The sequence below is a fragment of the Nakamurella sp. genome, assembly GCF_044224575.1.
GTDB lineage: Bacteria > Actinomycetota > Actinomycetes > Mycobacteriales > Nakamurellaceae > Nakamurella.
Map to the genome: position 1 here is coordinate 110,645 of NZ_JBGAKE010000006.1, position 24,029 is coordinate 134,673.

Here is a 24,029-nt window from a genome sequence, read left to right on the forward strand (position 1 = left end):
CCCACAGGCGAATTCCGCATCGGCCTACAGCGCTTCCTGACCGCGCTCGCCGGTGCGCACGCGCACCACGGTTTCGACCGGAATCTGCCAGACCTTGCCGTCGCCGATCTTGCCGGTGCGGGCGGCGCGGACGATGACGTCGACGACGTCATCGGCGTCCTCGTCGTCGACGAGGATCTCCAGCCGGACCTTGGGCAGCAGTTCGACGGTGTACTCCGCGCCGCGGTAGACCTCGGTGTGGCCGCGCTGGCGGCCGTAGCCCGACGACTCCGAGACGGTCATTCCCTGGACCCCGAAGGCAAGCAACGCTGCACGCACCTCGTCGAGCTTGAACGGCTTGATGACGGCGGTGACGAGCTTCATGCCTTGGCCTCCTGGGCGCGGTGCGAGGGAACGTGGGTGAGCGCGCCGGACGTGTGGCTCGCGCCGGACGACGGCTCCAGGTCGTAGGCGGCCTCACCGTGGGTGGTGACGTCGACCCCCTCGACCTCGTGCTCCTCGGGGATCCGCCAGCCCATGGTGAACTTCAGCGCGTAGCCGATGATCAGGGTGATCACGCCGGACAGCACGACAGCGATGATGGCGACCAGGATCTGGGTCCACAGCTGGGTCCAGCCGCCGCCGTAGAACAGGCCGTTCAGGGCGCCGTCGGGGGCCCAGGTCGACGAGGTGACCGCACCGTCCGCGTCCCGGGTGACGTTGGCGAACAGACCGATCAGCACGGTGCCGATGATGCCGCCGACCAGGTGCACCCCGACCACGTCGAGCGAATCGTCGTAACCGAACCGGTACTTCAGGCCGACGGCCAGCGCGCAGACCACACCGGCGGCGAGGCCGACGAACATCGATCCGACGACGTCCACGGCCGCGGCGGCCGGGGTGATCGCGACCAGGCCGGCCACGACGCCGGACGCGGCGCCCAGGCTGGTGGCATGCTTGTCCCGGATCCGCTCCACGATCAACCAGCCGAGGGCGGCGACGCAGGTGGCGGTCAGCGTGTTGATCCACGCCTGACCGGCGGTGCCGTCGGCGGCGAATTCGGAGCCGGCGTTGAAGCCGAACCAACCAAACCACAGCAGCGCGGCGCCGAGCATGACGAACGGCAGGTTGTGCGGCTTCATCGGGTCCTTGGCGAAGCCCTTCCGCTTGCCGATGATGATCGCCAGCATGAAGCCGGCCATACCGGCGTTGATGTGCACGACCGTGCCACCGGCGAAGTCGATCGGCGTGGACAGCCACTGGGCGACGAAGCCTTCGGTACCCAGCGCGCCACCGCCCCACACCATGTGGGCGATCGGGCCGTAGCACAGGGTCACCCACAGGGCCGAGAACACCAGCCAGGTGCCGAAGCGGGCCCGGTCGGCGATCGCGCCGCTGATCAGCGCGACCGTGATGATCGCGAAGGTGGCCTGGTAGCCGACGGCCACGGTGGCGGGCACGCCGGTCGCGGCCATCAGGCCGTTCTCGTCGGTCAGCCCGTGCAGGGCGAAGAACTCGAAGGGATTGCCGATGACGCCGCCGATGTTCTCGCCGAACACCTCGGAGTAACCCCAGAGCATCCAGATCGGTCCGACGATAGCCAGCGCGCCGAAGCTCATCATCATCATGTTCAGCACGGACTTGGACCGCGTCATGCCGCCGTAGAAGAACGCCAGCGCGGGAGTCATCAACAGGACCAGCGATGCCGCGGCCAGCATCCAGGCGGTATTGCCTGCGTCCAGTTCGAAGGTGGAATCCATCAAGCCTCCAGGCTCTAGGAGTGGGATGTTCGGGCCGGCCGCCGGCGAGCAGGGCGGCAGGCCCGAATGACACTCGAAGATTCGCCGGTGCGTGTTGCGCCGGGCGCTCCCGGAGGTTTCGCCGGTGTGAACACGCTTCGGAATGTGTTTCCGACGTGTTTCCCGGGCGAAGACAACGTGTGACGCTCAGTCACCCAATAGGGCGTCCACGAAGGCGGCGGGTTCGAACGGCGCGAGGTCGTCCGGGCCCTCGCCGAGCCCGACCAGCTTGACCGGCACGTTCAGCGTCCGCTGCACGGCCACCACGATGCCGCCCTTGGCCGTGCCGTCCAGCTTCGTCAGCACGATCCCGGTGATGTCCACCACCTCGGCGAACACGGTGGCCTGCACCAGGCCGTTCTGCCCGGTGGTGGCGTCCAGCACCAGCAAAATTTCGTCTGCTTTCGCCAGTTTTTCAACGACCCGTTTGACCTTGCCGAGCTCGTCCATCAGCCCGGTCTTGGTGTGCAACCGGCCGGCGGTGTCGATCAGCACGGCGTCGGCGCCATCCGTGATGCCCCGTTTGACCGCGTCGAACGCGACCGCCGCCGGGTCGGCCCCGGCATCCGCCCGCACCACCACGGCCCCGGCCCGCTCCCCCCAGGTCTGCAGCTGATCGGCAGCGGCGGCCCGGAACGTGTCGGCGGCGCCGAGCACCACGTGCCGGCCGTCGGCCACCAGCACGCGGGCCAGCTTTCCGGTGGTGGTGGTCTTTCCGGTGCCGTTGACGCCGACGATCAGCAGCACACTGGGCCGCCCGTCGTGCGGCAGGGCCCGCACCGACCGATCCATCGACGGGTCGACGGCGTCGATGAGCACCTTGCGCAGCAGGGCGCGGGCACTGGTCGCGTCGGTGACGCCGTGCGCGGCCACCGCGGCCCGCAACTGCTCGGTGATCTCCGCCGCGGCCGCCGCACCGAGGTCGGCCATCAGCAGGGTGTCCTCGACCTCCTCCCAGGAGTCGTCGTCCAGCGTGCCGGCGCCGAGCAGGCCCAGCAGCGATCGGCCGAACGCGTTCTGCGACCGGGACAGCCGGCCCCGCAGCCGGGACAGCCGGCCGGCGGTGGGCTCGATCTCCTCGTGTACCGGGGGCGCGGCGATCTCGTCGATCACGTCGCCGACGGTGCCGTCGACCACCGCCCCCGGCGCCGTCCCGATCGGTTCGACGATGACCTCTTCGACGAAGACCGTCTCCACGGTGCCGTCGGGCCGCACCGTCGTCTCCTCGACGACGATCTCCTCGATCACCACGTCCTCGGGCAGCGGCACCTCGAGGATGTCCCGGCTCGGCGCGTCCCGAGGCACCGCGGCGTCGTCGCCGACACCGGGTTGGCCGTCCACCTCGGTCCGCTCGGGCAGCAGGTCCGGCACCACCGGCATCGGCTTGGTCGGCGGCCGCGGCGGGGCCGGGGCCGTCGCCGTTCCGGCGGAGAACGAGATCGACCCGCCGGCCTGGTACCCGCCCTTGGCCGGCGGCGCGTCGGTCTTGCCGACCTCCTTCGGCGGCGCGTCCTTGAGCGAGATGCGGCGGCCGCGGGCGCGGACGGTCCCCAGCACCAGCGCGAGGGCCAGTACGACGACGACGGCGATGACGATCCAGATCCAGGTTGGCACGGGGCCATCCTCGCAGAACTAGCCCTCGTCGAAGACCCGGTCCACCACCTTGCGGGCCCGCCGGGTGGCCCTCCGGTAGTCGTCGACGAACTCGCCGGGGTCGCCGCCGGGCGGGTATCCGCAGGCCCGGGCGATGGCCGCGAGCTCGCGGCCCTGCCGCGGGATCTGGTCGTCAGGCTTGCCCCGCACCAGCATGATCGCGTTGCGGGTCCGGGACGCGGTCAGCCAGCCGTTGGTCAGCGCCTCGGCGTCCTCGTCGCTGATCAGCCCGGCCCGGGCGGCCGCCGCGATGGCCGGCAGGGTGCTCGGCGTACGCAGATCGGGCACGTCGTGGGCGTGCTGCAGTTGCAGCAGCTGAATCGTCCATTCGACGTCGGCCAGGCCGCCGCGGCCGAGCTTGGTGTGCGTGGTCCGGTCGGCCGTGCGGGGCAGCCGCTCGGCGTCCACCCGCGCCTTGATGCGGCGGATCTCCACGACGTCGCGCAGGCACAGGCCGCCATCGGGGTACCGGAACGCGTCCGCCGCCTGCACGAACGCCGCGCCCAGCGCGCGGTCCCCGGCGACCGGCCGGGCCCGCAGCAGCGCCTGCCGTTCCCAGGCCGCCGCGGTGCGGGTCCAATACGCCTGATATCCGGCCAGCGGGCGGACCAGGGGCCCATTCTTGCCCTCCGGCCGCAGGTTGGCGTCGATCTCCAGCGGCGGGTCGGGTGACGGCCGGCCCAGCAACCGCGACATGAGGTCGGCGACCGCGTTGGCGTCGGCCCGGGCCTCCGTTTCGTCCTGCCCGGGCAGCGTCTGCATGACGAACATCACGTCGGCGTCGGACCCGTACCCCAGCTCTCCCCCGCCGAGCCGGCCCATCCCGATCACCGCGAAGGCGGCCCGGAACCCGCCGCGATCCTTGGTGACCTGCTTGATCGCCGCCTGCAACGCGGCCTCGACGGTGATCTCGGCGACGCTGCTCAGGCCGCGGGCGATGTTCTGCACCGAGATCAGGCCGAGCATGTCGCCGCAGGCCAGCCGCAGCATCTCGTGCCGCCGGCCGGACCGGGCCACGTCGACCGCATCCTGCGCCCGGGCCGCGCGGCCGGCCCGGGCCATCAGCGCGGTGGCGACGGCCTCCGGCTCCGGGGCGAGCAGGTCCTTGTCGTCGACGAGCAGTTTGAGCACCTCGGGGGCCCGCGGCAGCAGGTCGGCGACCAGCCGGGACCCGCCGAGCAGTCCGGCGAGCCGGCTGGCCACCGACCCCTCGTCGCGCAGCAGCCGCAGGTACCAGGGCGTGTCGGCCAGCGCCTCGGAGACGTGCCGGTAGGCGAGCAGGCCGGCGTCCGGGTCCGGGCTGGTCGAGAAGTAGTCCAGCAGCACCGGCAGCAGGTGCCGTTGGATGGCGGCGCGCCGGCTGACCCCCTGGGTCAGCGCGGCCAGGTGCCGCATGGCCGCGTCCGGCCGCATGAAGCCGAGGGCGGCGAGCCGCTCGCGGGCCGCCTCTGCGGACAGCCGCGACTCGTCCATCTCGACCGCGGCGACGGCGTGCAGCAGCGGCCGGTAGAACAGCTTCTCGTGCAGCCGGCGGACGGTGGTGGCGTGCCGGGTCCGTTCGGCGACGAACACGTCGGCCGCACTGGAGGTACCGGTGGCCAGGTACCCGTCGGCCCGGGCCAGCCACTCCATGTCGGCGCCGTCGTCGGGCAGCAGGTGGGTGCGGCGCAGCCGCTGCAGTTGCAGCCGGTGTTCGGCCCGGCGCAGGAACGTGTAGGCCGCGGCCATCTCGGCACCGTCGGTGCGGCCGACGTAGCCGCCGCGGATCAGCGACCGCAGCCCCATCAGGGTGCCCGGCAGGCGCAGCGCGGGGTCGGACCGGCCGTGCACCAGTTGCAGCAGTTGCACCGCGAACTCGACGTCGCGCAGTCCGCCGGCGCCGAGCTTCAGCTCGCGATCGCGGTGCTTGTCCGGAATGTTGTCCTCGACCCGGCGGCGCATCGCCTGCACGTCGTCGACGAACGACTCCCGGCTCGCCGCCGACCACACCCCGGGGCGGGTGATCTCCATGAATACCTCGCCCAGGGCCGGATCGCCCGCGGCCGGCCGGGCCTTGAGCAGGGCCTGGAATTCCCAGGTGTGCGCCCACCGCTCGTAGTAACTGCTGAAGCCGGCGGGCGTCCGCACCAACGCGCCGGCCTTGCCCTCCGGCCGGAGCGCCGCGTCCACCTCCCAGGCGGCGCCGCCGCAGATGCGCATCATCAGGCTGGCCAGCGGCACCGCCGCCTCGGCCTGGTCGGCGATGAACATCACGTCCACGTCGGACAGGTAGTTGAGCTCCTTGGCGCCGGCCTTGCCCATGGCGATGACGCTCAGCCGAAAGGGCGTCGGGGCCGCGCCCAGCTCGCCGGCGGCGACGGACAGCCCGACCTGCAGCGTGGTGTCGGCCAGCGTGGTGAGTGCCTGACAGACCGCGGGCAGCGCGGTGGTCGGCAGCGACGACTCGACGGCGGGCGCCAGGTCGTGCGCGGCGATGATCAACAGTTGCGAGCGGTAGGCGCGGCGCAGGGCGGCGATCGCCTTGGCCCCGGTGACGGTGGCCCTGGCCCCGTCGGAACCGGTGCACGGCGGCGCGTCGGGGTCGACGCCGACCGCCGCGGACAGCACCCGCCGCATGCTCTCGGCGGAGACGAGTTCCTCGGCCGGTGCCTCGGGCAGCAGGTTGTGCCAGTCCTCGGGCCAGGCGGCCAGATGCTCGGACAGCACGGTGGAAGCGCCGAGCAGCCCCAACAGGCGTCCCCGGAACCGTGGCTGGGTGCGCAGCGCCTCCATGATCAGCGCCGGGTTGCCGTCCGCCTCGTGCAGGCGGGCCAGGCCGTACGCGGCCAGCTCGGGGCGTCCGGTGCGAGCCAGCGCGAGCAGGACATTCTCGTTCGCCGCGACCGGCCCGTCCGCCCCCCACAGTCCGGTCTCGGCCAGGTCGGCACGCACCCGCTCGGTGTCCGGCAGCCCGTACCGGGCCGGGGTCCGCAGCGCCGGGCGGGTCATCGCGGCACCAGCGCGAGCGTGGCGCGCCCCACCGGCGGCGTGGCGATGACGGCTACGAACCGGTGGGCCAGGTCCCGCCACACCTCGGCCGCCGCGTCGGCCGCCTCGTCGAGCATCGGTCCCAGCCGCGGCCCGTCGGTGACGCCGTGACCGCGGGCCCACTCCCGCACCGCGTCGGCCGTGGGCTCGGGGTGGAACTGCAGCGCCCAGGCCGCGCGGCCCTGCCGCCACGCCTGATGCGGGTAGCCGGTGCCGGACAGCAACAGCGTGCTGCCCGGCGGCAGCGCGGTGACCACGTCGTCGTGGCACTGCATGACGTCGGGCGTCATCGGCACCGGTCCGAACAACGGGTCGTCCGCGGCGGCGTCCCGCTTCGCCGCCAGGTACGCGCCGATCTCCGGGCCGTTCGTCCCGCGTTCGACCGTGCCGCCCTCCGCGGCGGCCAGCAGCTGGGCGCCCAGGCAGATACCCAGCGTCGGGGTGCCGGCGGCGACGGCCCGGCGCAGCAGCGCCTTGGTGTCGGCGAGCCACGGCGTGGCGTCGTCATCCCAGGCGTTCATCCGCCCACCCAGGCAGACCAGGCCGTCGAACGTGTCCGGTATCCGGTCGCCGGCGTGCAACCGGCAGACCACAAGCTCGGCGCCCGCCTCGACGAGCCAGTCGCCCAGCCGCTGCACCGGGTCGGACTCGTCGTGTTCCAGCACCAGGATGGTGGGCATCAGGCGTCCCGGAACTCGACGATCACCGGGGCGTGGTCCGACGAGCCCTTGCCCTTGCGTTCCTCCCGGTCGATCTGCGCGCCGGTGACCCGGGCCGCCAGCGCCGGGCTGGCCAGCGCGAAGTCGATCCGCATGCCCCGCCGCTTGGGGAAGCTGAGCCGGGTGTAGTCCCAGTAGGTGTAAACCCCCGGGCCCGGGTGGAACGGCCGGACCACGTCGGTGTAGCCGGCGTCAACCAGGTTGGCGAACGCCTGCCGCTCCGGCCCGGTGACGTGGGTGGAGCCCTGGTAGTACTCGACGCTCCAGATGTCGTCGTCGGTGGGCGCGATGTTGAAGTCACCGCACAGCGCGACGGGCGCGTGCGGCTCGTTGGCGAGCACCTTCTCGGCGTAGTCGCGGAGCACGGCCAGCCAGTGCAGCTTGTAGTGGTAGTGCGGGTCGTCGACGACCCGCCCGTTGGGCACGTACAGGCTCCACACCCGCACGCCGGCACAGACCGCCCCGATGGACCGGGCCTCGGCCTCGGCGTCGTCCCCGAACGGCGGCAGCCCGGGCACCCCGACCTGCACGTCGTCCAGGCCGACCCGGGAGGCGATGGCCACCCCGTTCCACTGGTTCGTGCCGTGGTGGGCCACCTGGTATCCCAGCTTCTCGAACGAGGAGACCGGGAAGCGGGCGTCGTCGATCTTGGTCTCCTGGAAGGCCAGGACGTCGATGTCACTGCGCTCGAGCCAGGCCAGGACCCGGTCGTGCCGGGCGCGGATCGAGTTGATGTTCCAGGTCGCCAGACGCATTCCCCCGATCGTGCCAGACCCGCTTAGGGTTCGGGCCATGGACACCGTTGAGCCCGCTGCTGCCCGCCCGCGGGCGGCCATCGTGGTCACCGGAAGCGAGCTGCTCACCGGAACCATCGCCGACCGCAACGGGCCATGGCTGGCCGGGCAACTGACCGAACTGGGGTTCCAGGTCGGCCGGCTGCTCGTGGTGGGCGACCGGCCGGCGGACCTTGCCGATGCGTTGGCCGCCGCCGCGGGCTGCGCGCTGGTGGTGACCAGCGGCGGGTTGGGGCCGACCGCCGACGATCTGACCGTGGAGTGCGTTGCCCGGTTCGCCGGGGTGCCCGTTGAACTCGATCCCGAGATGTATGCGCAGGTCAACCGGACCGTGGCGGAGTGGGCGCGACTCCGCGGGAACGTCGCCGACGCCCCGCTCGACGCCCCGCTCGACGCCGCGCTGGAGGCCGGCGTCCGCAAGCAGGCGATGCTGCCGGTGGGCGCACTCGCGCTGCCCCCGGTCGGCACCGCCCCCGGGCTGGTGCTGCGCCGGCCCGGCGGCCCGTTGATCGTGGTGCTGCCGGGGCCGCCGTCCGAACTGCAGGGCATGTGGCCGTCCGTGCTGTCGGCGGCCCCCGTCGCCGAGCTGCTGACCCGGGTGCCCGCGGCGGCGGCCCGCTCGCTGCGGTTCTTCGGCCTGCCGGAGCCGGTGATCGCGCAGACGCTGCGGGAGCTGGCGGTACCGGCCGATATCGAGGTGATCACCTGCCTGCGCCGGTCCGAACTGGAGGTCGACATCCGGCCCGCGCCCGGTCTCGAATCGCGGGCGGCCGTCCTGGCGGACGAGATCGTCGCCCGGCACCGCGATCAGCTGGTCAGTGCCGACGGCACGACCACCGACGAGGCGCTGGCCCGCGTGCTGCTGGACCGGGGCTGGTTCGTCGCAACGGCGGAGTCGTGCACCGGCGGGCTGGTCGCCGCCCGGCTCACGGAGCGGCCCGGGTCGTCCGCCTATGTGGCCGGCGGCACCGTCGCCTACTCCAACGCGGCGAAGGTGAGCCAGTTGGACGTTCCCGCGGAAACGCTCGCGGCCCACGGCGCGGTGTCGCCGCAGGTCGCGCGGGCGCTGGCGGACGGGGCGCGGCAACGGTTCGGCGCCGCCGTCGCGGTGGGCATCACCGGCATCGCCGGCCCGGACGGCGGCACCGCCAACAAACCGGTCGGCTACGTCTGCCTGTGCGTCACCACCGACGACGGCGCCGTGCTGGCCCGCGACCCGGTGCTGCGTGGCGACCGGGCCCAGATCCGGGAGCGCGCCACCGACCTGGCGATGCACCTGCTGTGGCAGGCCGGCCGGCGCTGAGGGTTCAGCCGAGCACCGGCGCCGGCGGCGGCGCCGGCACGAAGAACGGGACGGTCCAATCGGGCTTGGATTCACCGTCGATGCGGGCCCGCCAGACCAGCACCCGGCCGGGCGGCAACGGCAGCCCGGTGTTGAAGTAGAGGACGACATGGGAGCGGGTCGGTAGGGCACGACGGGGCACGCCGCTGCCGCGGAAGTTCGGCTCCTCGATCTGCAGGGTCTGCCCGAAGCGCATGACCCGGCTGCCGGGCACGGCGGCGGACTCGGCCAGCTCCAGCGGATTGCCGGCCGCATCCTCCAGGACGACCTCGAACGCGTACTGCTCGTTGAACAGCGCCGGCGGGAACGTCAGGCTCACCACCAGCGCGAACGCCGCGGACACCCCGGTGTTGTGGTCGCGGCCGATGAGCTGCAGCCCGCCGCCGACCATCTGTAGTTTGCCCAGCTGATCGGCGACCGCGAAGTCGGCCAGGATCAGCGACACCGCGGCATTCTCGTAGACCTCGCTCATTGGGTCGATCGTGCCAGTCGTCGTCAGCGGAAGTCTCGGGAGGGGGTGCTGGCGATCAGGGTCACCCGGGCGATCCGGTCGGCGACGATCGAGATCGCCCCGCCGGACCGTTCCACCACCCCCCGCACCAGCAGCGCCGCCGAGCCCCGGGCCACCTGCTTGTACTTGGCCCACAGGCCCACCGAGCAGATGACGTTGAGCATCCCGGTCTCGTCCTCCAGATTGACGAAGATGACCCCGGACGCGGTGGCCGGTCGTTGCCGGTGGGTGACCACCCCGGCGACCAGCACGCGCGTCCCGTGCTCGACGCCCTTCAGGTCGCCGGCCGTCTTCACCCCCCACCGGTCGAGCTGCGTCCGGGAGAACTCGGTGGGGTACGACTCCGGGGAAATGCCGGTGGCCCAGATGTCGGCGACGGTCAGCTCGATATCGCTCATCCCGGGCAGCGCCGGGGCCTCCGGCTCGGGCAGGTCAAGGGTGCCGGCCCGCTCCCCCGCCGCGGCGCCGGCCGCCCACAACGCCTGCCGTCTCGTGCCGGCCAACCCGTCCAGCGCGCCGGCGGTGGCCAGCGCCTCGACCTGCGGCGCCGTCATGGTGACGGCCCGGGTCAGCTCGTCCAGCGTGCGGTACCCGCCAACCGGCCGGTTGGCGACGATCTTCTCCGCCAGCTCGGCGCCGATGCTGCGGACCTCGTCCAGCCCCAGCCGAACCGCGGGCCGGCTGTGCGTGCAGGGCTCGAGGTCGGCATGGAAATTGGAGGCGTTGATGTCCGGCCGGCGGACCGTCACGCCGTGCCGCCGGGCGTCGGCGACCAACGACTGCGGCGAATAGAACCCCATCGGCTGAGCCCGCAGCAGCGCGGCGCAGAACGCCGCCGGGTGGTGCAGCTTGAGCCAGGACGAGTAGAAGACCAGCGACGCGAACGACAGGGCGTGCGACTCTGCGAACCCGAAGTTGGCGAACGCCAGCAGCCGCTCGTAGATGCGGTCGGCGATCGGTCCCTCGATGCCGTGATGGCTCTTCATCCCGTCGTACAGCCGTTGCTTGAGCTTCTCCATCCGCGCGGTGGATCGTTTGGCGCCCATCGCCCTTCGCAGCTGGTCGGCCTCACCGGCGTCGAACCCGGCGACATCGACGGCCAGCTGCATCAACTGTTCCTGGAACAACGGGATGCCCAGCGTCTTGGCCAGCGACTTCTCCATCACCGGATGGTCGTAGGTGACCTTCTCCTCGCCGTTGCGACGGCGGATGTACGGGTGCACCGCATTGCCCTGGATGGGGCCGGGCCGGATCAGCGCGACCTCGACGACCAGGTCGTAGAACGTGCGGGGTTTGAGCCGCGGCAGGGTGGCCATCTGCGCGCGGGACTCGACCTGGAACACGCCGACCGAGTCCGCCCGTTGCAGCATCTCGTAGACCGCGGGTTCCTCCAGGTCGAGCCGGGCGAAGTCGACGTCGACGCCCTCGTACGCCCGGATCAGGTCGACCGCGTAGTGCAGCGCCGACAGCATGCCCAGGCCCAGTAGGTCGAACTTGACCAGGCCCATCGCGGCGCAGTCGTCCTTGTCCCACTGCAGGACCGACCGGTTCTCCATCCGGGCCCACTCCACCGGGCAGACCTCCGAGACGGGCCGGTCGCAGATGACCATGCCGCCGGAGTGGATGCTCAGGTGCCGTGGGTAGTCCTGGATCCGCTGGGCCAGCGCGAGGACGTCGGTCGGGACACCGCTGGCATCCTGACCGGCCAACGGGGTCCAGCCGTCCAACTGCTTGGAGTAGGCGTCCTGCTGGCCCGGCGAGTGCCCCAGCGCCTTGGCCATGTCCCGCACCGCCATCCGCGGCCGGTAGGTGTTGACGTTGGCGACCTGCGCCGCCCGCTCCCGGCCGTGCTTGCGGAAGACGTACTGGATCACCTCTTCCCGCCGGTCGGACTCGATGTCCACGTCGATGTCCGGCGGGCCGTCCCGTTCCGGGGCCAGGAACCGCTCGAACAGCAATTCGTAACTGACCGCGTCGACCGCGGTGATGCCCAGCGCGTAGCAGACCGCGGAATTGGCCGCCGAGCCGCGGCCCTGGCACATGATGTTCGCGCCGCGGCAGAAACCGACGATGTCGTTGACGATCAGGAAGTAGCCGGGAAAGTCGAGGCCGGCGATGATCGCCAGCTCCTTCTCGATCTGCGCATAGGCGTCGGGCCGTTGCTCCGGAGTGCCGTACCGCCGCGCGGCGCCGGCCAGGGTGAGTTGCCGCAGGTGGGAGTTCTCGTCGTGGCCGGGGGGCACGTCGTAGGGCGGCAGTTTCGGGGCGACCAGCCGCAGGTCGAACGCGCACTGCTCGCCGATCGCTGCGGCGGTGGGCACCGCGGCCGGGTACCGGGCGAACAGCCGCGCCATCTCCGCGCCCGACCGCAGGTGCGCCCCGGGCCCCGGCGGCAGGTACGCGTCGGCCTCGTCCAGGCTGCGCCGGGCCCGCACCGCGGCCATCGCGGCGGCGATCCGGCCGTCGGCGGGGGTGGCGTAGTGCGCGGCGGTGGTGGCGACGATCGGCAGGCTCAGCTCGTGCGCGAGGGCGGCCAGGGCGTCGTTGTTCTCGTCGTCGGTCGGCAGCAGGCTGGTGGTGAGCTCGATGACGACGTTGCCGCGGCCGAACCGGTCCATCAACTCGCCCAGCGCCCGGCGGGCGGCGTCCGGGCCGCCTCCGGCCAGGGCGCGCCGCACCGCACCCTTGCGGCAGCCGGTGAGGATCAGCCACTGGTCCTGCGCCGCGTTCGCCAACTCGTCCAGGTCGTAGACCGGCCGGCCCTTCTCCCGGCCGGCCAGCTGGGCGTGACTGATCCCGGTGGACAGCCGGTGGTAGCCCTCCTGGCCGCGGGCCAGCACCAGCAGGTGCTCGCCGACCGGGTCGGCCACGCCCAGCTGCGGCTCGGGCAGGCCCAGGGACAGCTCGGCGCCAAACAGGGTGCGCAGCCCCGCCTCCCGGGCCGCCTCGTTGAACCGGACGATGCCGTAGAGGCCGTCGTGGTCGGTGATGGCCAGCGCGCTCAGCCCGAGCCGGACCGCCTCGGCGACCAGCTGCTCGGGCGTGGACGCACCGTCGAGGAAGCTGAACGCGGAGTGGCAGTGCAGTTCTGCGTATGGGGTGCTCTGTCCCGGCAGCGGCTCGGGCGGCGGGGGCGGGTCGGGCCGGTGCCGCTGCCAGTGCTGGATCGCCTTCAACGGCCGCTTTCCCGGCCCGGGGGCACGGCCGGACAGGGCCCGTTCCAGCTCGCTCCATGGCACGTTCGGGTTGTTCCAGCCCATCAGTCGTACACCCCCTCGATCCGCCAGCCGCCGTCGCCACCGCCGGTCGAGCGGACCAGCAGCGCAGCGCCGTCGTCGGTGACCAGCTGCAGCCGGGCCGCTACCTCCCCACCGGCCCACCAGCGCTCGTCCAGCAGCCACGGCCCGGCCCAGGCGTCGACCCGCTTGCCGTCCAGCCGGGCGGGCGGTCCGGTGAGCAGGCCGCGGTCGGTGAGCCGCACCGGCCCGCCGGCCTCGTCCAGAACGGTGATCGGGGTCGGGTCGGCCAGGCGGGCCGGGGAGGGCGCCGGGATCGCGCCGGGCCACGGCGCCGCGGGATCGCGCGGACTGACGCGCTCGTCACCCCAGGGCACCAGCGTCACCCGGTCCTGCGCGCTGCGACCACCGGCGGGCACCGGGGACAGCACCGATTCCGGTCCGAGCAGCCCCTGCACCCGGGCGAACGCCCACCCGGCCCGCTGGTCGTCCTGCCCGTCGGATCCCCACAGGCCGTACTGGATGTGCCCGGAGCCGACCGCCTCCACCGGTTCCAACACCAGCCGGGTGATCGCACCGGGTTCCCGCCGGTGGGTGAGCCAGCCGTCGAGCTGCCAGCGCAGCCGGTCGGCAGTGGCGGCCGCGGTCAGCGGCGCGGCGCACCGCCAGGTCCGGGACAGGGTGGCGCCCCGGTCGGTGGCCGCGGTGATGACCAGCCGGGTGCAGGCCAGGCCGGCGTCGGCGAGCCGGGCGTGGAACCGTTCGGCCAACGCCCGCGCGGCGAAGGCGGCGGCGTCCACCCGGTCCAGTGGCGGATCGCATTCCTGCTCGACGACAAGTTCCTCGGGGATCTGTCGGCGGGACAGTCCCCGCTCCGGTCGGCCCAGCGCCAGCCGGTGGGCCCGCACCCCGTCGGCGCCGAACCGGGTCGCTACCTTGTCCGGCGGCAGCGCGGCGAATGCGCCGACGGTGGTGATGCCGAGCCGGATCAGCAGGTCGGTGAGCTCGACCCGGGTGGGCGGGCAGATCGCCGGATCACGGGACAGGTCGATGATCGGCAGACCGGCACAGAAGGCGGCCGATCCGCCGGTCGGGACGATGGCCGTCCGGTGCGCGGCCAGCACCGCCACCTCCAGGTCGTCGGCGATGCCGACGCAACATTCGACGTCCAACGCCTCGACCGCGTCCACGATCCGCTCGGCGGCGGCCGCCTCCGATCCGAAGTAGCGGGACGGACCCCGGGCCGGGCAGGCCACCACCCCGCTGCGCAGCACCTCCACCCCCGGCGCATGCTCCTCGACCGCCGCGGCGACCGGTTCGAACATCCGCGCGTCCCGGTCCTGGTCGACGGCCGCAACCAGCAGCTCCGGGCAGCGGGCCTGGGCGTCCCGGCGCCGCTGACCCACCCGCACCCCCTCGCCTCGCGCCGCCGCGGAGCAGGCCCGCACCCGGTTCGCGTGGAACACCGCGACCGGATCGGCCGCCGACCGGCCCGCCTGCCGCGCGGCCGCCACCGCCGGCCAGTCCGGGCACCAGACGACGATGGTCCTGGTCATGGCGCTGCGTTGCGGCAGAACACGTCGACGCTGTCGCGCAGGCTGAACGGTTCGCCGTGCTGCGCCGGGCGCAGGCGATCCGGGTCGCGGTCGGGTGCCTGTTCGGACGTTTCCGCGGGAACGGCCTCGGGGGTCGGCGCAGCCGGGACCGGAGTGCCGTCCGGTCGATGGAACACCCACCGGCCGGGCTCGGGTAACGGGTTCAGGGTGAACCCGTCGTCGTGCACCGCCCGGTGGTGTCGCTGGCAGAGCAGGATCAGGTTGCGCAGATTGGTGGGGCCGCCGTCCGCCCAGTGCACGACATGATGAGCGTCCAGGAACCGCTTGCGGGGGCAACCGGGAAACTGGCACCCGCCGTCCCGGAACCGCAGCGCCCGCCGCAACGCCGCCGAGATCTTGCGGGTCTTGCGGCCCAGCTTCAGCTTCTCGCCCGGATGCACCGCCGAGGACACCCAGGCGACCAGTGCCGCATCGCAGGCCAGCCGCCGGGCCGCCACCGCGGTCAGGCCGGGGCCGTGCTCGATCCGGCACTGCGCGTCCGGCCCGGGATCCTGCTCCCCGGCCAGCACCAGCGCATCGGCGTGCACCACCACCAGGTGCCGATCGTCCCCGGAGGAATCGACCGGCCCGGCGGCCTGGGCCATCGTCGCCAGGGCCACCAGGGCATCCACATCGGACGGCAGCTGCGCCGGATCGACGGCCTCGTCGGGGCACCCGGCCGGTTCCAGCTCACCGGTCCGCGCCTGCTCCAGCGCCGCGATGAACAGTGCCCCCTCCTCGGCGGTCAACCGGGCGGACAGCACCAGCATGCCGTCGTCGTCGTAGAACCAGCGGGCCCTGCGCCGCTCCTCCACCGGCCGGTCGACCCGATCGGCCTTGCGGTACCCGCGGACCACCTTTTCCAGCTGAGCCGCGGAATGCACCTTCGCCTGTTCCAGCAGCGTCTCCTCGTCCACCCGGTCCGCGACCCGGGTGACCGCTCGCACCTTCGAGTACGACAGCGTGCCCTGCGCGAACGCCTCGTCCACCTGGGGGAGCTTCGTCAGCGCAGTCGCCACCCGCACGTACTCCCGGGCCACCCCCGGACCGACGGAACAGGACCACGACAGCCAGTGGGCCATGGACCGCATGCCCCACTGCACCCACCCCTTGCGTCGGTTGAATTCGGCCACCAGCCGTAACCACTCCCGCGTCTCGGCAGCCAGCCGGGCCGCCATCGACGTGATCCGCCCCTCCAGCTCCGTCAGAGGCTCTTCCTTGCCATCAACCTCAAGTCCAGGTTGAGACTTGATGGGCACGTCGAAGGGTGCATCGTCCTGCTCCGGCGGCACCCCGGCGAACGGATTCGCGAACCACGGCGCCGACGCCGGGGAGCCCACCGACCGGTTCGGGCGGCTCATCCACATCGCGGCCAGATCGGCCTCGGTCAGGTCGTCCACCAGGTCTGTCATCACGTCACCCCTCTGTTCACCACCCGTCCAGAACGGGTGTCCACACACTAGGAAGAGGGTCTGACAGTCACCGATCCGCACGTCAGGACACCCGGGCGACCGCCGGAACCGCAGCCGGCACCGCCGGAGCCGTGGGCTCGATCCGCACCGCACCGCGATCGGCCCGCAGCACCAACTCGACCCGGGAACCGGGGCCGACCGCCCGTCGTCCGCCCACCTGCACCGCCAGTTCTCGGTCCCGGAGCCGGCCATGCCCCCGGCCGAGGCCGTGCCAACCGATTCCTCGGGCGGTGAGGACCAGATCGGCACCAGGCCACGGACCGAGCACCAGCAGGACCGACCCACGCTGCCGGAGCCGACCGCCGATGACCCGCTGCCGCGACGCGGCCGGCCGAATCGAGGGAGAAAGCGCGACCGCCACCAGATCCACCCCGTCGATCAGGATGGACACCACCTGCATCGCATCAGCCCCGGGGTCGGGAATGAGCGCCACCCGGTTCAGGTCGACGCCCAGCTCGGCGGCCGCGGCCAACCCGAGTCCCGGCATGCCGACCAGCGCCGACCAGCACCCCACCGGCCCGGCGAGCAGGGTGTACAGCAGGCTGGTCGCCCCCTGACCCAGGACGCTGACCACCGAGCCCCGGGTCAGACCGCCGCGCGGCAACGCCGCCGCCAACGGGGCAGCAACGGGCAGCACAGCCGGTCCATCGAACATGCGTTCGATGCTAGATCGAGGCCACCCAGCGTTGCAACACCTCGGCGCCGGCATCTCCCGACTTCTCCGGATGGAACTGGGTCGCCGACAGTGGGCCGTTCTCCACCGCGGCGACGAACCGGTCGCCGCCGTGCTCGGCCCAGGTCACCACCGGTGGGGTGAACGGTTCGGTGACCTCGAGCTCCCAGGTCCGGACCGCGTAGGAGTGCACGAAGTAGAACCGGGTCTGCGGGTCCAGCCCGTCGAACAGCACCGAACCCGTTCCCGCGGAGACGGTGTTCCAGCCCATGTGCGGAACGATCGGCGCCTGCAGACGCTCCACGGTGCCCGGCCACTCCCCGACCCCGGCCGTCTCCACCCCGTGCTCGACGCCCCGTTCGAACAGGATCTGCATGCCCACGCAGATGCCCAGTACCGGCCGGTTCCCGGCCACTCGCCGGTCGATGATCCGCTGCCCGCGCACCGCAGTCAGCCCCTGCATGCACGCCTCGTAGGCGCCGACGCCGGGAACCACCAGGCCGTCCGCGTTCAGCGCCGCATCGAAGTCGGACGTGACCGTCACCGACGCCCCGGTGCGGCGCAGGGCCCGTTCGGCCGAGGCCAGATTGCCCGACCCGTAGTCGAGCACCACCAATTCGGTCATGACGCCAACCACGCAATCCCGCCGACGATGCAGCCCGCCGCGAACACCCCGAGGATGACCGCCGCCGGCACCGACTTGCGCGACAGCGAGATCACCCCGCCGATCAGGAACCCGCCCAGCCCGATCAACGCGATCGGGAGCACTTGGGTCACAGCACGCCCTTGGTTGATGGGATGCCGCTCACCCGTGGGTCCGGCTCCACCGCCACCCGCAGCGCGCGGGCGATCGCCTTGTACTGGGCCTCGCAGATGTGGTGCGGGTCCCGCCCGTACAGCACCCGGACGTGCAGGTTCATCCGCGCATGGAAGGCCAGCGAGTCGAACACGTGGGTGTTGAGCACCACCGGGTAGTTGTTGCCGACCACCGCGCCGAAGATGTTCTCCGGCTCACCCAGATGCACGCTGTAGGGCCGGCCGGACAGGTCGACCGCGGCGTGCGCGAGCGTCTCGTCCATCGGCACGAACGCGTCCCCGAACCGGCGGATCCCCTTCTTGTCCCCGACGGCCTGGCCGATCGCCTGGCCGAGCACGATGGCGGTGTCCTCGACGGTGTGGTGGGCGTCGATGTCGATGTCGCCGACGGACCGGACGGTCAGGTCGAAGCTGCCGTGCACGCCGAACGCGATCAGCATGTGGTCGTAGAACCGGACGCCGGTGGAGATCTCCACCTGCCCGGTGCCATCCAGGTCAAGATCCACCAGCACCGAAGATTCGCTGGTGGTGCGCTCGATGCGCGCCCGCCGGGCCATCAGTTCTCCTTCAACGAGGTCAAGGATCGGGTCACCTTGATCAGGACGTCGTTCTCGGCGTCGGTGCCGATGGTGGTGCGCAGGTACCCGGGAATGCCCATGTCGCGGACCAGCACCCCGGCGTCCAGGTATTGCTGCCACGTCGCCTTGGCGTCGGCGAACTCGCCGAACAGCAGGAAGTTGGCGTCGGACTCGATCACCCGCAGGCCCAAGTCGGTCAGGGCCGCGGCGACCCGGTTCCGCTCGGCGACCAGATGGGCGACCGAGGCCAGGGTGTCGTCGGCGTGCCGCAGCGCGGCCAGCGCGGCGGCCTGGGTCAGCGTCGAGAGGTGATACGGCAGCCGGACCAGCAACAACGCGTCGATGACGGCCGGCGCCGCGGCCAGGTAGCCCAGCCGGCCACCGGCGAACGCGAACGCCTTGGACATGGTCCGGACGACGACGAGTTTCCGCGGGAACGTCCCGATGAGCTCGATCGCCGACGGCCGGGACGAAAACTCGGCGTACGCCTCGTCCACCACGACCATGCCGGGGGTCGCCTCGGCTAGCCGGGCCACGTCCGCGAGCGGCAGCGATCCGCCGGTCGGATTGTTCGGGCTGGTGATGAACAGCACGTCCGGCCGCCGCTCGGCGACGAGCTCCACGGCGGCGTCGACGTCGACGGTGAAATCGGGCCGCCGGGGGCAGGCCAGCCAAGTGGTCCGGGTGCCGGAGGCGATGATCGGGTGCATCGAGTACGAAGGCTCGAACCCGAGGGCCAGCCGCCCGGGGCCGGCGAACGCCTGCAACAGCTGCAGCAGGATCTCGTTGGACCCGTTCGCCGCCCACACGTTCGCGCCGGTCAGCGGCACGCCGGTGGACCGCGACAGGTAGTCGGCCAGCGACTCCCGCAGCGCGACCGCATCCCGATCCGGGTACCGGTTCAGGTCGACCGCGGCGGCGGCGACCGACGCGGCCAGGTCCTGCACCAGCGCCACCGACGGCGGGTGCGGGTTCTCGTTGGTGTTGATCCGCACCGGCACGTCCAGCTGCGGCGCACCGTAGGGCGACTTGCCGACCAGGTCCTCGCGCAGCGGCAGGTCGGCCAGGGTGACCTCGTTCATGAACCGAACCTCGCGGTCACGGCCTCGCCGTGCGCCGGCAGGTCCTCGGCCGCCGACAGCGCGGCCACATGAGGGGCCACCTGGCGCAGCGCCTCCTGCGTGTAGTCGATGACCTGCTGTTGCCGCAGAAACGTGGTGGCGGCCAGGCCGGCGGAGAACCGGGCCGACCCGCCGGTCGGCAGGACGTGGTTCGAGCCGGCGCAATAGTCCCCCAGCGACACCGGCGAGTACGACCCGACGAACACCGCCCCCGCGTTGCGCACCCGGGCGGCGACGCCGGCGGCGTCCCGGGTCTGGATCTCCAGGTGTTCGGCGGCGTAGGCGTCGGACACGGCCAAGGCGTCGTCGAGATCGCGGACCAGCACCACCCCGGACTGCGGACCGGTCAGCGCCTCGGTGATCCGCTCGGCGTGCTTGGTCGCGGCGACCCGCGCCGGCAGCGCGGCATCCACCGCGTCGGCCAGCGCCTCGGACGTCGTGATCAGCACCGATGCCGCCAGCGGATCGTGCTCGGCCTGCGAGATCAGGTCGGCGGCGACGAACTCCGGGACCGCACTGTCGTCCGCGATCACCGCGATCTCGGTGGGACCGGCCTCCGAGTCGATGCCGACGACGCCGCGCAGCAGCCGCTTGGCCGCCGTGACGTAGACGTTCCCCGGCCCGGTGATCACGTCGACCGGTTCGACGCCCTCCGCACCCAGGGCCAGCAGCGCCACCCCCTGCGCACCGCCGGCGGCGTAGACCTCGTCGATGCCCAGCAGCGCGCACGCGGCCAGCACGTTGCGGTCGGGCCACCCGTCGTTGTCCTTCTGCGGCGGCGAGGTGACGGCGATGGCATCGACGCCGGCGACCTGCGCCGGAACGACGTTCATCACGACGCTCGACGGGTACAGCGCCCGGCCACCGGGCACGTAAAGACCGACCCGGCGCACCGGCACCCAGCGCTGCCGGACGACCCCGCCGGTCGCCAGTTCGGTGACCGTTTCCGTGGGCAGCTGGGCCCGGTGACCCGCCCGAGCCCGCGCGATGGATTCGACCAGCGCGTCCCGCACCGGCCCGGCGATGGCACCGGCGGCCGCCTCGATCGCTGACGCCGGTACCCGCAAAGCGGCCGGCCGCACCCCATCGAACCGGTGGGACGCGTCCAGGACGGCCTGCGCGCCGCGGACCCGCACGTCGTCGATGAGCGGTGCGACCACGGCGGTCGCGGTGCCGATGTCGACGGCCGCCCGGGGCAGCACATCACCGAGCACGCGAGGCAGCCCGGCGCGCAGGTCGATCCGTTGAAGCATGGATCAAGCCTAGGGTGTCAGCCGACCAGGTCGAGACCGATGTCCAGCGCCGGGGCCGAGTGGGTCAGCGCGCCCACCGCGAGAAAGTCGACGCCCGTCTCCGCCACCGAGCGGGCCCGGTCCAGGGTCAACCCGCCGGACGCCTCCAACTGCACGTACCGCGGCAGGGCCCGGGCCCGGCGCACCGCCTCGACCGTGTCGGCCAACGAGAAGTTGTCCAGCAGCACCAGTTCGGCGCCGGCGCCGATCGCCTCGTCGAACTGCGCGAGGGTGTCGACCTCCACCTCCAGGGCGATGTCCGGATCGAGCGCCCGGACCGCCTTGATCGCCGCGGTCACGGACCCGGCCGCGGCCACGTGGTTGTCCTTGATCAGGGCGGCGTCGCCCAGGCTCATCCGGTGGTTCACCCCGCCGCCGCAGCGGACGGCGTACTTCTCCAGGGCCCGCAGGCCGGGCAGGGTCTTGCGGGTGTCCCGGATCCGGGCACCGGTGCCGGCCACCGCGTCCACCCAGGCCCGGGTGGCCGATGCGATGCCGGACAGGTGAGTCAACAGGTTCAACGCCGTCCGCTCGGCGGTCAGCAGACCGGCGGTCGGGCCGTGCACCACCAACGCGGGCTCGCCCGGCACCAGCGGGTCGCCGTCCGCCACCAGCTGCTCGACGGAGACCGCCGGCCCGATGACGGTGCGGAACACCTGGGCGGCGATCGGCCCACCGGCCAGCACCCCCGTCTGGCGCGGGGTCAGCTGCGCCCGGGCGACCTGGTCGGCCGGCACGGTGGCCGTGGTGGTGACGTCGGGACCGTCGATCAGGTCTTCGGCCAGCGCCCGGTCGATCACCGCCTGATCGATCAGGGATTCGATCATCGGGCCACCGCCGGGACGGGCTGGTCGGTGCGCACGTGGCAGCCGACCGACTCGGTGCGCAGCTCCGCGGCGGTCAGCAGCGCTCCGGCAGCGGCAACCAGGTTCGCCATCTCCACCGACGCGCGGTCGACCGTTTCCGCGGGAACGTTCCCGGCCGGAGCGTCGCCGAGCGAGGCGACGGCCGACTGCGCGGCCAGCAGACCGGGCAGATCGCGGCCGATCCCGGCGGAGCTGCTCATGGTCGCCTGCAGCTCGAGCCGGCCGGCCGGGTCGGCGCCCGGCGGCGGCATCATGATGAGTTCGGCGGGCCGGGACGTTGCCGCGGAAACGTCTCCGCGGACCGCGACCGCCGCCCGCTCCCCCATGACCAGGCCCTCGAGCAGCGAATTCGAGGCCAGCCGGTTGGCCCCGTGCAGCCCGGTGCGGGCGACCTCGCCGATGGCCAGCAGACCGGGGATCGTGGTCCGGCCGTCCAGGTCGGTGACCACCCCGCCGCAGTGGTAGTGCGCGGCCGGCGCGACCGGGATCGGCTGCCGGGTCGGATCGATGCCGGCCGACAGGCAGGCCGCGGACACGGTCGGGAAACGGCGCCGGAACACCGGCGCCGGGATCGAGGTGGCGTCCAGGTAGACGTGGTCGGTCACCCCGCCGGGGGCAGTCGCCAGCCGGCGGGTGATGGCCAGCGACACGATGTCCCGCGGCGCCAGGTCCGCCAGCGGATGCACGCCGCGCATCACCCGCGCCCCCGTGGCGTCGATGAGCACCGCGCCCTCGCCGCGGACGGCCTCGGTGACCAGCGCCCGGTGGCCAAGATCACCCGGGCCGGTCCACAGCACGGTCGGGTGGAACTGCATGAACTCGACGTCGGCCAGCGCGGCGCCGGCCCGCAGGGCCATGGCCAGGCCGTCGGCGGTGGCCACGCCGGGATTGGTGGTCGCGGCGTACAGGTGGCCGGCGCCGCCGGTGGCCAGCACGACCGCGGTCGCTCGGACCAGACCGATCCGGCCGTCCGGCGCCAGCACCGACAGACCACGGGCCCGCCCGGTGCCGTCCAGCACCACGTCCAGCGCGAGGTGGTCGGCCAGCACCGGGGGCACCCCGGCCGACGAGCCGACGGCGGCCAGCAGGGCGCGCTCGATCTCGGCGCCGGTCGCGTCACCGCCGGCGTGGATGACGCGGTTCGCGGTGTGCCCACCCTCCCGGGTGCGCAGCAGCCCGCCGGTCCCGGCGTCGAAGTGCGCGCCCCGGGCGATGAGCCGGGCGATCGCGTCCGGACCCTCGGCCAGGATCAGCGACACCGCGGCCGGGTCGCACAGCCCCGCCCCGGCGACCAGGGTGTCCCGCACGTGCGCGGCGACCGAATCACCGGCGTCGTGCTCGTCGCGGACGACGGCGACGCCGCCCTGCGCCCACGTCGTGTTCGCCTCGTCCGGGGCGCCCTTGGTGACGACCAGCACCCGCAGGCCGGCCAGGTCCAGGGCGCAGGTCAACCCGGCGACCCCGGTCCCGACGATGACGACGTCCGCCGTCGCCTCCCAATCCGGCAGCAGCGCGCCGGCCGCCGAGATGCTCATTCCCCACCGCCGCTCATGCCGATGCCGATCATTCGCTCGACCGCGCCGCGGGCCCGGGCGGCGATGTCGGGGTCGACCACGACCTCGTCGCGCAGCTCCTCCAGGGACCGCAACAGCTTGGCCGGGGTGATCATCTTCATGTACTTGCACGACGCCCGGTCGTTGACGGCCAGGAAGTCGACACCGGGAGCCGCGCGCTTGAGCTGGTGGATCATGCCGATCTCGGTGGCCACCAGCACCTGCTTGCTCCGGCCCACCTTCGCGGCGTCGACCATCTCACCGGTGGACAGGATCTTGACCCGCTCGGCCGGCACGGCGCCGGCGGTCGCCAGGTAGAGCGCGCTGGTCGCGCAGCCGCACTCCGGGTGGATGTACAGGTCGGCGTCCGGGTGCGCTTTGGCCTGCGCGGTGAGCTGGCCACCGTTGATGCCGGCGTGCACGTGGCACTCGCCACCCCACACCTGGATGTTGTCCCGGCCCAGGATCCGGCGCACGTGCGCGCCGAGGAACTGGTCCGGGCCGAACAGCACCGGCGTTTCCGCGGGAATGGACCGGACGACCTCGACGGCGTTCGACGAGGTGCAGCAGATGTCGGTCTCGGCCTTCACCTCGGCGGTGGTGTTGACATACGAGACGACGACGGCGCCGGGATTGGCCGCCTTCCACTCGCGCAGCTGGTCGGCGGTCATGGAGTCGGCCAGCGAGCAGCCGGCGTCCGCATCCGGGATCAGCACCGTCTTGTCCGGCGACAGGATCTTGGCGGTCTCGGCCATGAAGTGGACGCCACAGAACACGATGGTGCTCTGCGGGGCGGTCGCCGCGATGCGGGACAGCGCCAGCGAGTCGCCGACGTGGTGCGCGATGTCCTGAATGGCGCCGACCTGGTAGTTGTGCGCCAGGATGACGGCGTCGCGCTGTTCGGCCAGCTCTCGGACCCGGGCGGCCCAGTTCGCGGGCAAGTCACGAGCGAGATCGGCGTGATCATCGAGAGTCGCGGTCATGTGTCCTCCACCGGAAGCCA

Annotated in this window: 20 protein-coding genes; 1 reads left to right on the forward strand and 19 read right to left on the reverse strand. The window is 72.5% G+C overall.

The window, feature by feature from the left end; all coding sequences use genetic code 11:
- Positions 1-24: 24 nt before the first annotated feature.
- The 6 genes from ACILSK_RS08830 to ACILSK_RS08855 form a co-directional block, all read right to left on the reverse strand.
- Positions 25-363: a P-II family nitrogen regulator gene (locus tag ACILSK_RS08830; RefSeq protein WP_395726777.1), complete on the reverse strand. Its 339-nt coding sequence runs from the start codon at positions 361-363 to the stop codon at positions 25-27.
- Positions 360-1,739 carry an ammonium transporter gene (locus ACILSK_RS08835; protein ID WP_395726778.1) on the reverse strand — a complete coding sequence of 460 codons (1,380 nt, stop codon included), beginning with the start codon at positions 1,737-1,739 and terminating at the stop codon, positions 360-362. Before ACILSK_RS08835 ends, ACILSK_RS08830 begins: the two co-directional genes overlap by 4 nt.
- A 186-nt stretch (positions 1,740-1,925) precedes the next feature.
- The gene (ftsY, locus tag ACILSK_RS08840; RefSeq protein ID WP_395726779.1) at positions 1,926-3,392 is read right to left on the reverse strand and encodes a signal recognition particle-docking protein FtsY; all 1,467 of its coding nucleotides are present in this window, start codon (positions 3,390-3,392) and stop codon (positions 1,926-1,928) included.
- 18 nt (positions 3,393-3,410) lie between these two features.
- Positions 3,411-6,419, reverse strand: coding sequence for a bifunctional [glutamine synthetase] adenylyltransferase/[glutamine synthetase]-adenylyl-L-tyrosine phosphorylase (locus ACILSK_RS08845; protein ID WP_395726780.1), 3,009 nt, complete (start codon positions 6,417-6,419; stop codon positions 3,411-3,413).
- Positions 6,416-7,138 (reverse strand): type 1 glutamine amidotransferase, encoded by a 723-nt coding sequence (locus ACILSK_RS08850; protein ID WP_395726781.1) that lies wholly within the window; start codon positions 7,136-7,138, stop codon positions 6,416-6,418. Before ACILSK_RS08850 ends, ACILSK_RS08845 begins: the two co-directional genes overlap by 4 nt.
- The gene (locus ACILSK_RS08855) at positions 7,138-7,932 is read right to left on the reverse strand and encodes an exodeoxyribonuclease III (protein WP_395726782.1); all 795 of its coding nucleotides are present in this window, start codon (positions 7,930-7,932) and stop codon (positions 7,138-7,140) included. Before ACILSK_RS08855 ends, ACILSK_RS08850 begins: the two co-directional genes overlap by 1 nt.
- Before the next feature lie 37 nt (positions 7,933-7,969).
- Between ACILSK_RS08855 and ACILSK_RS08860 the strand changes: the two genes are divergently transcribed.
- The gene (locus ACILSK_RS08860) at positions 7,970-9,274 is read left to right on the forward strand and encodes a competence/damage-inducible protein A (RefSeq protein WP_395726783.1); all 1,305 of its coding nucleotides are present in this window, start codon (positions 7,970-7,972) and stop codon (positions 9,272-9,274) included.
- Positions 9,275-9,278: 4 nt separating this feature from the next.
- Here ACILSK_RS08860 and ACILSK_RS08865 read toward each other — a convergent pair whose 3' ends face one another.
- The 13 genes from ACILSK_RS08865 to nadA all read right to left on the reverse strand — a co-directional run bounded on the left by ACILSK_RS08865 (position 9,279) and on the right by nadA (position 24,009).
- Entirely contained in the window at positions 9,279-9,785 is a 507-nt protein-coding gene (locus ACILSK_RS08865; protein ID WP_395726784.1) for a hypothetical protein, read from the reverse strand.
- Between the two features lie 23 nt (positions 9,786-9,808).
- Positions 9,809-13,084 carry an error-prone DNA polymerase gene (locus ACILSK_RS08870; protein ID WP_395726785.1) on the reverse strand — a complete coding sequence of 1,092 codons (3,276 nt, stop codon included), beginning with the start codon at positions 13,082-13,084 and terminating at the stop codon, positions 9,809-9,811.
- A complete protein-coding gene (locus ACILSK_RS08875) occupies positions 13,084-14,616 on the reverse strand; it encodes a DNA polymerase Y family protein (RefSeq protein WP_395726786.1) in 1,533 nt (510 codons plus the stop codon). Before ACILSK_RS08875 ends, ACILSK_RS08870 begins: the two co-directional genes overlap by 1 nt.
- Positions 14,613-16,067, reverse strand: a complete 1,455-nt coding sequence (locus ACILSK_RS08880) for a DUF222 domain-containing protein (RefSeq protein WP_395726787.1) — start codon at positions 16,065-16,067, stop codon at positions 14,613-14,615. The genes ACILSK_RS08875 and ACILSK_RS08880 overlap by 4 nt, the downstream gene beginning before the upstream one ends.
- Before the next feature lie 82 nt (positions 16,068-16,149).
- A complete protein-coding gene (locus ACILSK_RS08885) occupies positions 16,150-16,782 on the reverse strand; it encodes a hypothetical protein (RefSeq protein WP_395726788.1) in 633 nt (210 codons plus the stop codon).
- A 10-nt stretch (positions 16,783-16,792) separates the two neighbouring features.
- Complete coding sequence (gene hisH / locus ACILSK_RS08890) at positions 16,793-17,425, reverse strand: imidazole glycerol phosphate synthase subunit HisH (RefSeq protein ID WP_395726789.1); 633 nt, start codon at positions 17,423-17,425, stop codon at positions 16,793-16,795.
- Positions 17,422-17,577, reverse strand: a complete 156-nt coding sequence (locus ACILSK_RS08895; protein ID WP_395726790.1) for a hypothetical protein — start codon at positions 17,575-17,577, stop codon at positions 17,422-17,424. The genes hisH and ACILSK_RS08895 overlap by 4 nt, the downstream gene beginning before the upstream one ends.
- Complete coding sequence (gene hisB / locus ACILSK_RS08900; RefSeq protein ID WP_395726791.1) at positions 17,574-18,173, reverse strand: imidazoleglycerol-phosphate dehydratase HisB; 600 nt, start codon at positions 18,171-18,173, stop codon at positions 17,574-17,576. Before hisB ends, ACILSK_RS08895 begins: the two co-directional genes overlap by 4 nt.
- The gene (locus ACILSK_RS08905) at positions 18,173-19,276 is read right to left on the reverse strand and encodes a histidinol-phosphate transaminase (protein ID WP_395726792.1); all 1,104 of its coding nucleotides are present in this window, start codon (positions 19,274-19,276) and stop codon (positions 18,173-18,175) included. The genes hisB and ACILSK_RS08905 overlap by 1 nt, the downstream gene beginning before the upstream one ends.
- On the reverse strand, positions 19,273-20,568 hold the full coding sequence (gene hisD, locus ACILSK_RS08910; RefSeq protein ID WP_395726793.1) for a histidinol dehydrogenase: 1,296 nt from the start codon (positions 20,566-20,568) through the stop codon (positions 19,273-19,275). The genes ACILSK_RS08905 and hisD overlap by 4 nt, the downstream gene beginning before the upstream one ends.
- 17 nt (positions 20,569-20,585) lie before the next feature.
- Positions 20,586-21,434 carry a carboxylating nicotinate-nucleotide diphosphorylase gene (gene nadC / locus ACILSK_RS08915; protein WP_395726794.1) on the reverse strand — a complete coding sequence of 283 codons (849 nt, stop codon included), beginning with the start codon at positions 21,432-21,434 and terminating at the stop codon, positions 20,586-20,588.
- Positions 21,431-23,008 (reverse strand): L-aspartate oxidase, encoded by a 1,578-nt coding sequence (gene nadB / locus ACILSK_RS08920; RefSeq protein WP_395726795.1) that lies wholly within the window; start codon positions 23,006-23,008, stop codon positions 21,431-21,433. Before nadB ends, nadC begins: the two co-directional genes overlap by 4 nt.
- Positions 23,005-24,009, reverse strand: coding sequence for a quinolinate synthase NadA (gene nadA / locus ACILSK_RS08925; protein ID WP_395726796.1), 1,005 nt, complete (start codon positions 24,007-24,009; stop codon positions 23,005-23,007). Before nadA ends, nadB begins: the two co-directional genes overlap by 4 nt.
- Positions 24,010-24,029 lie beyond the last annotated feature (20 nt).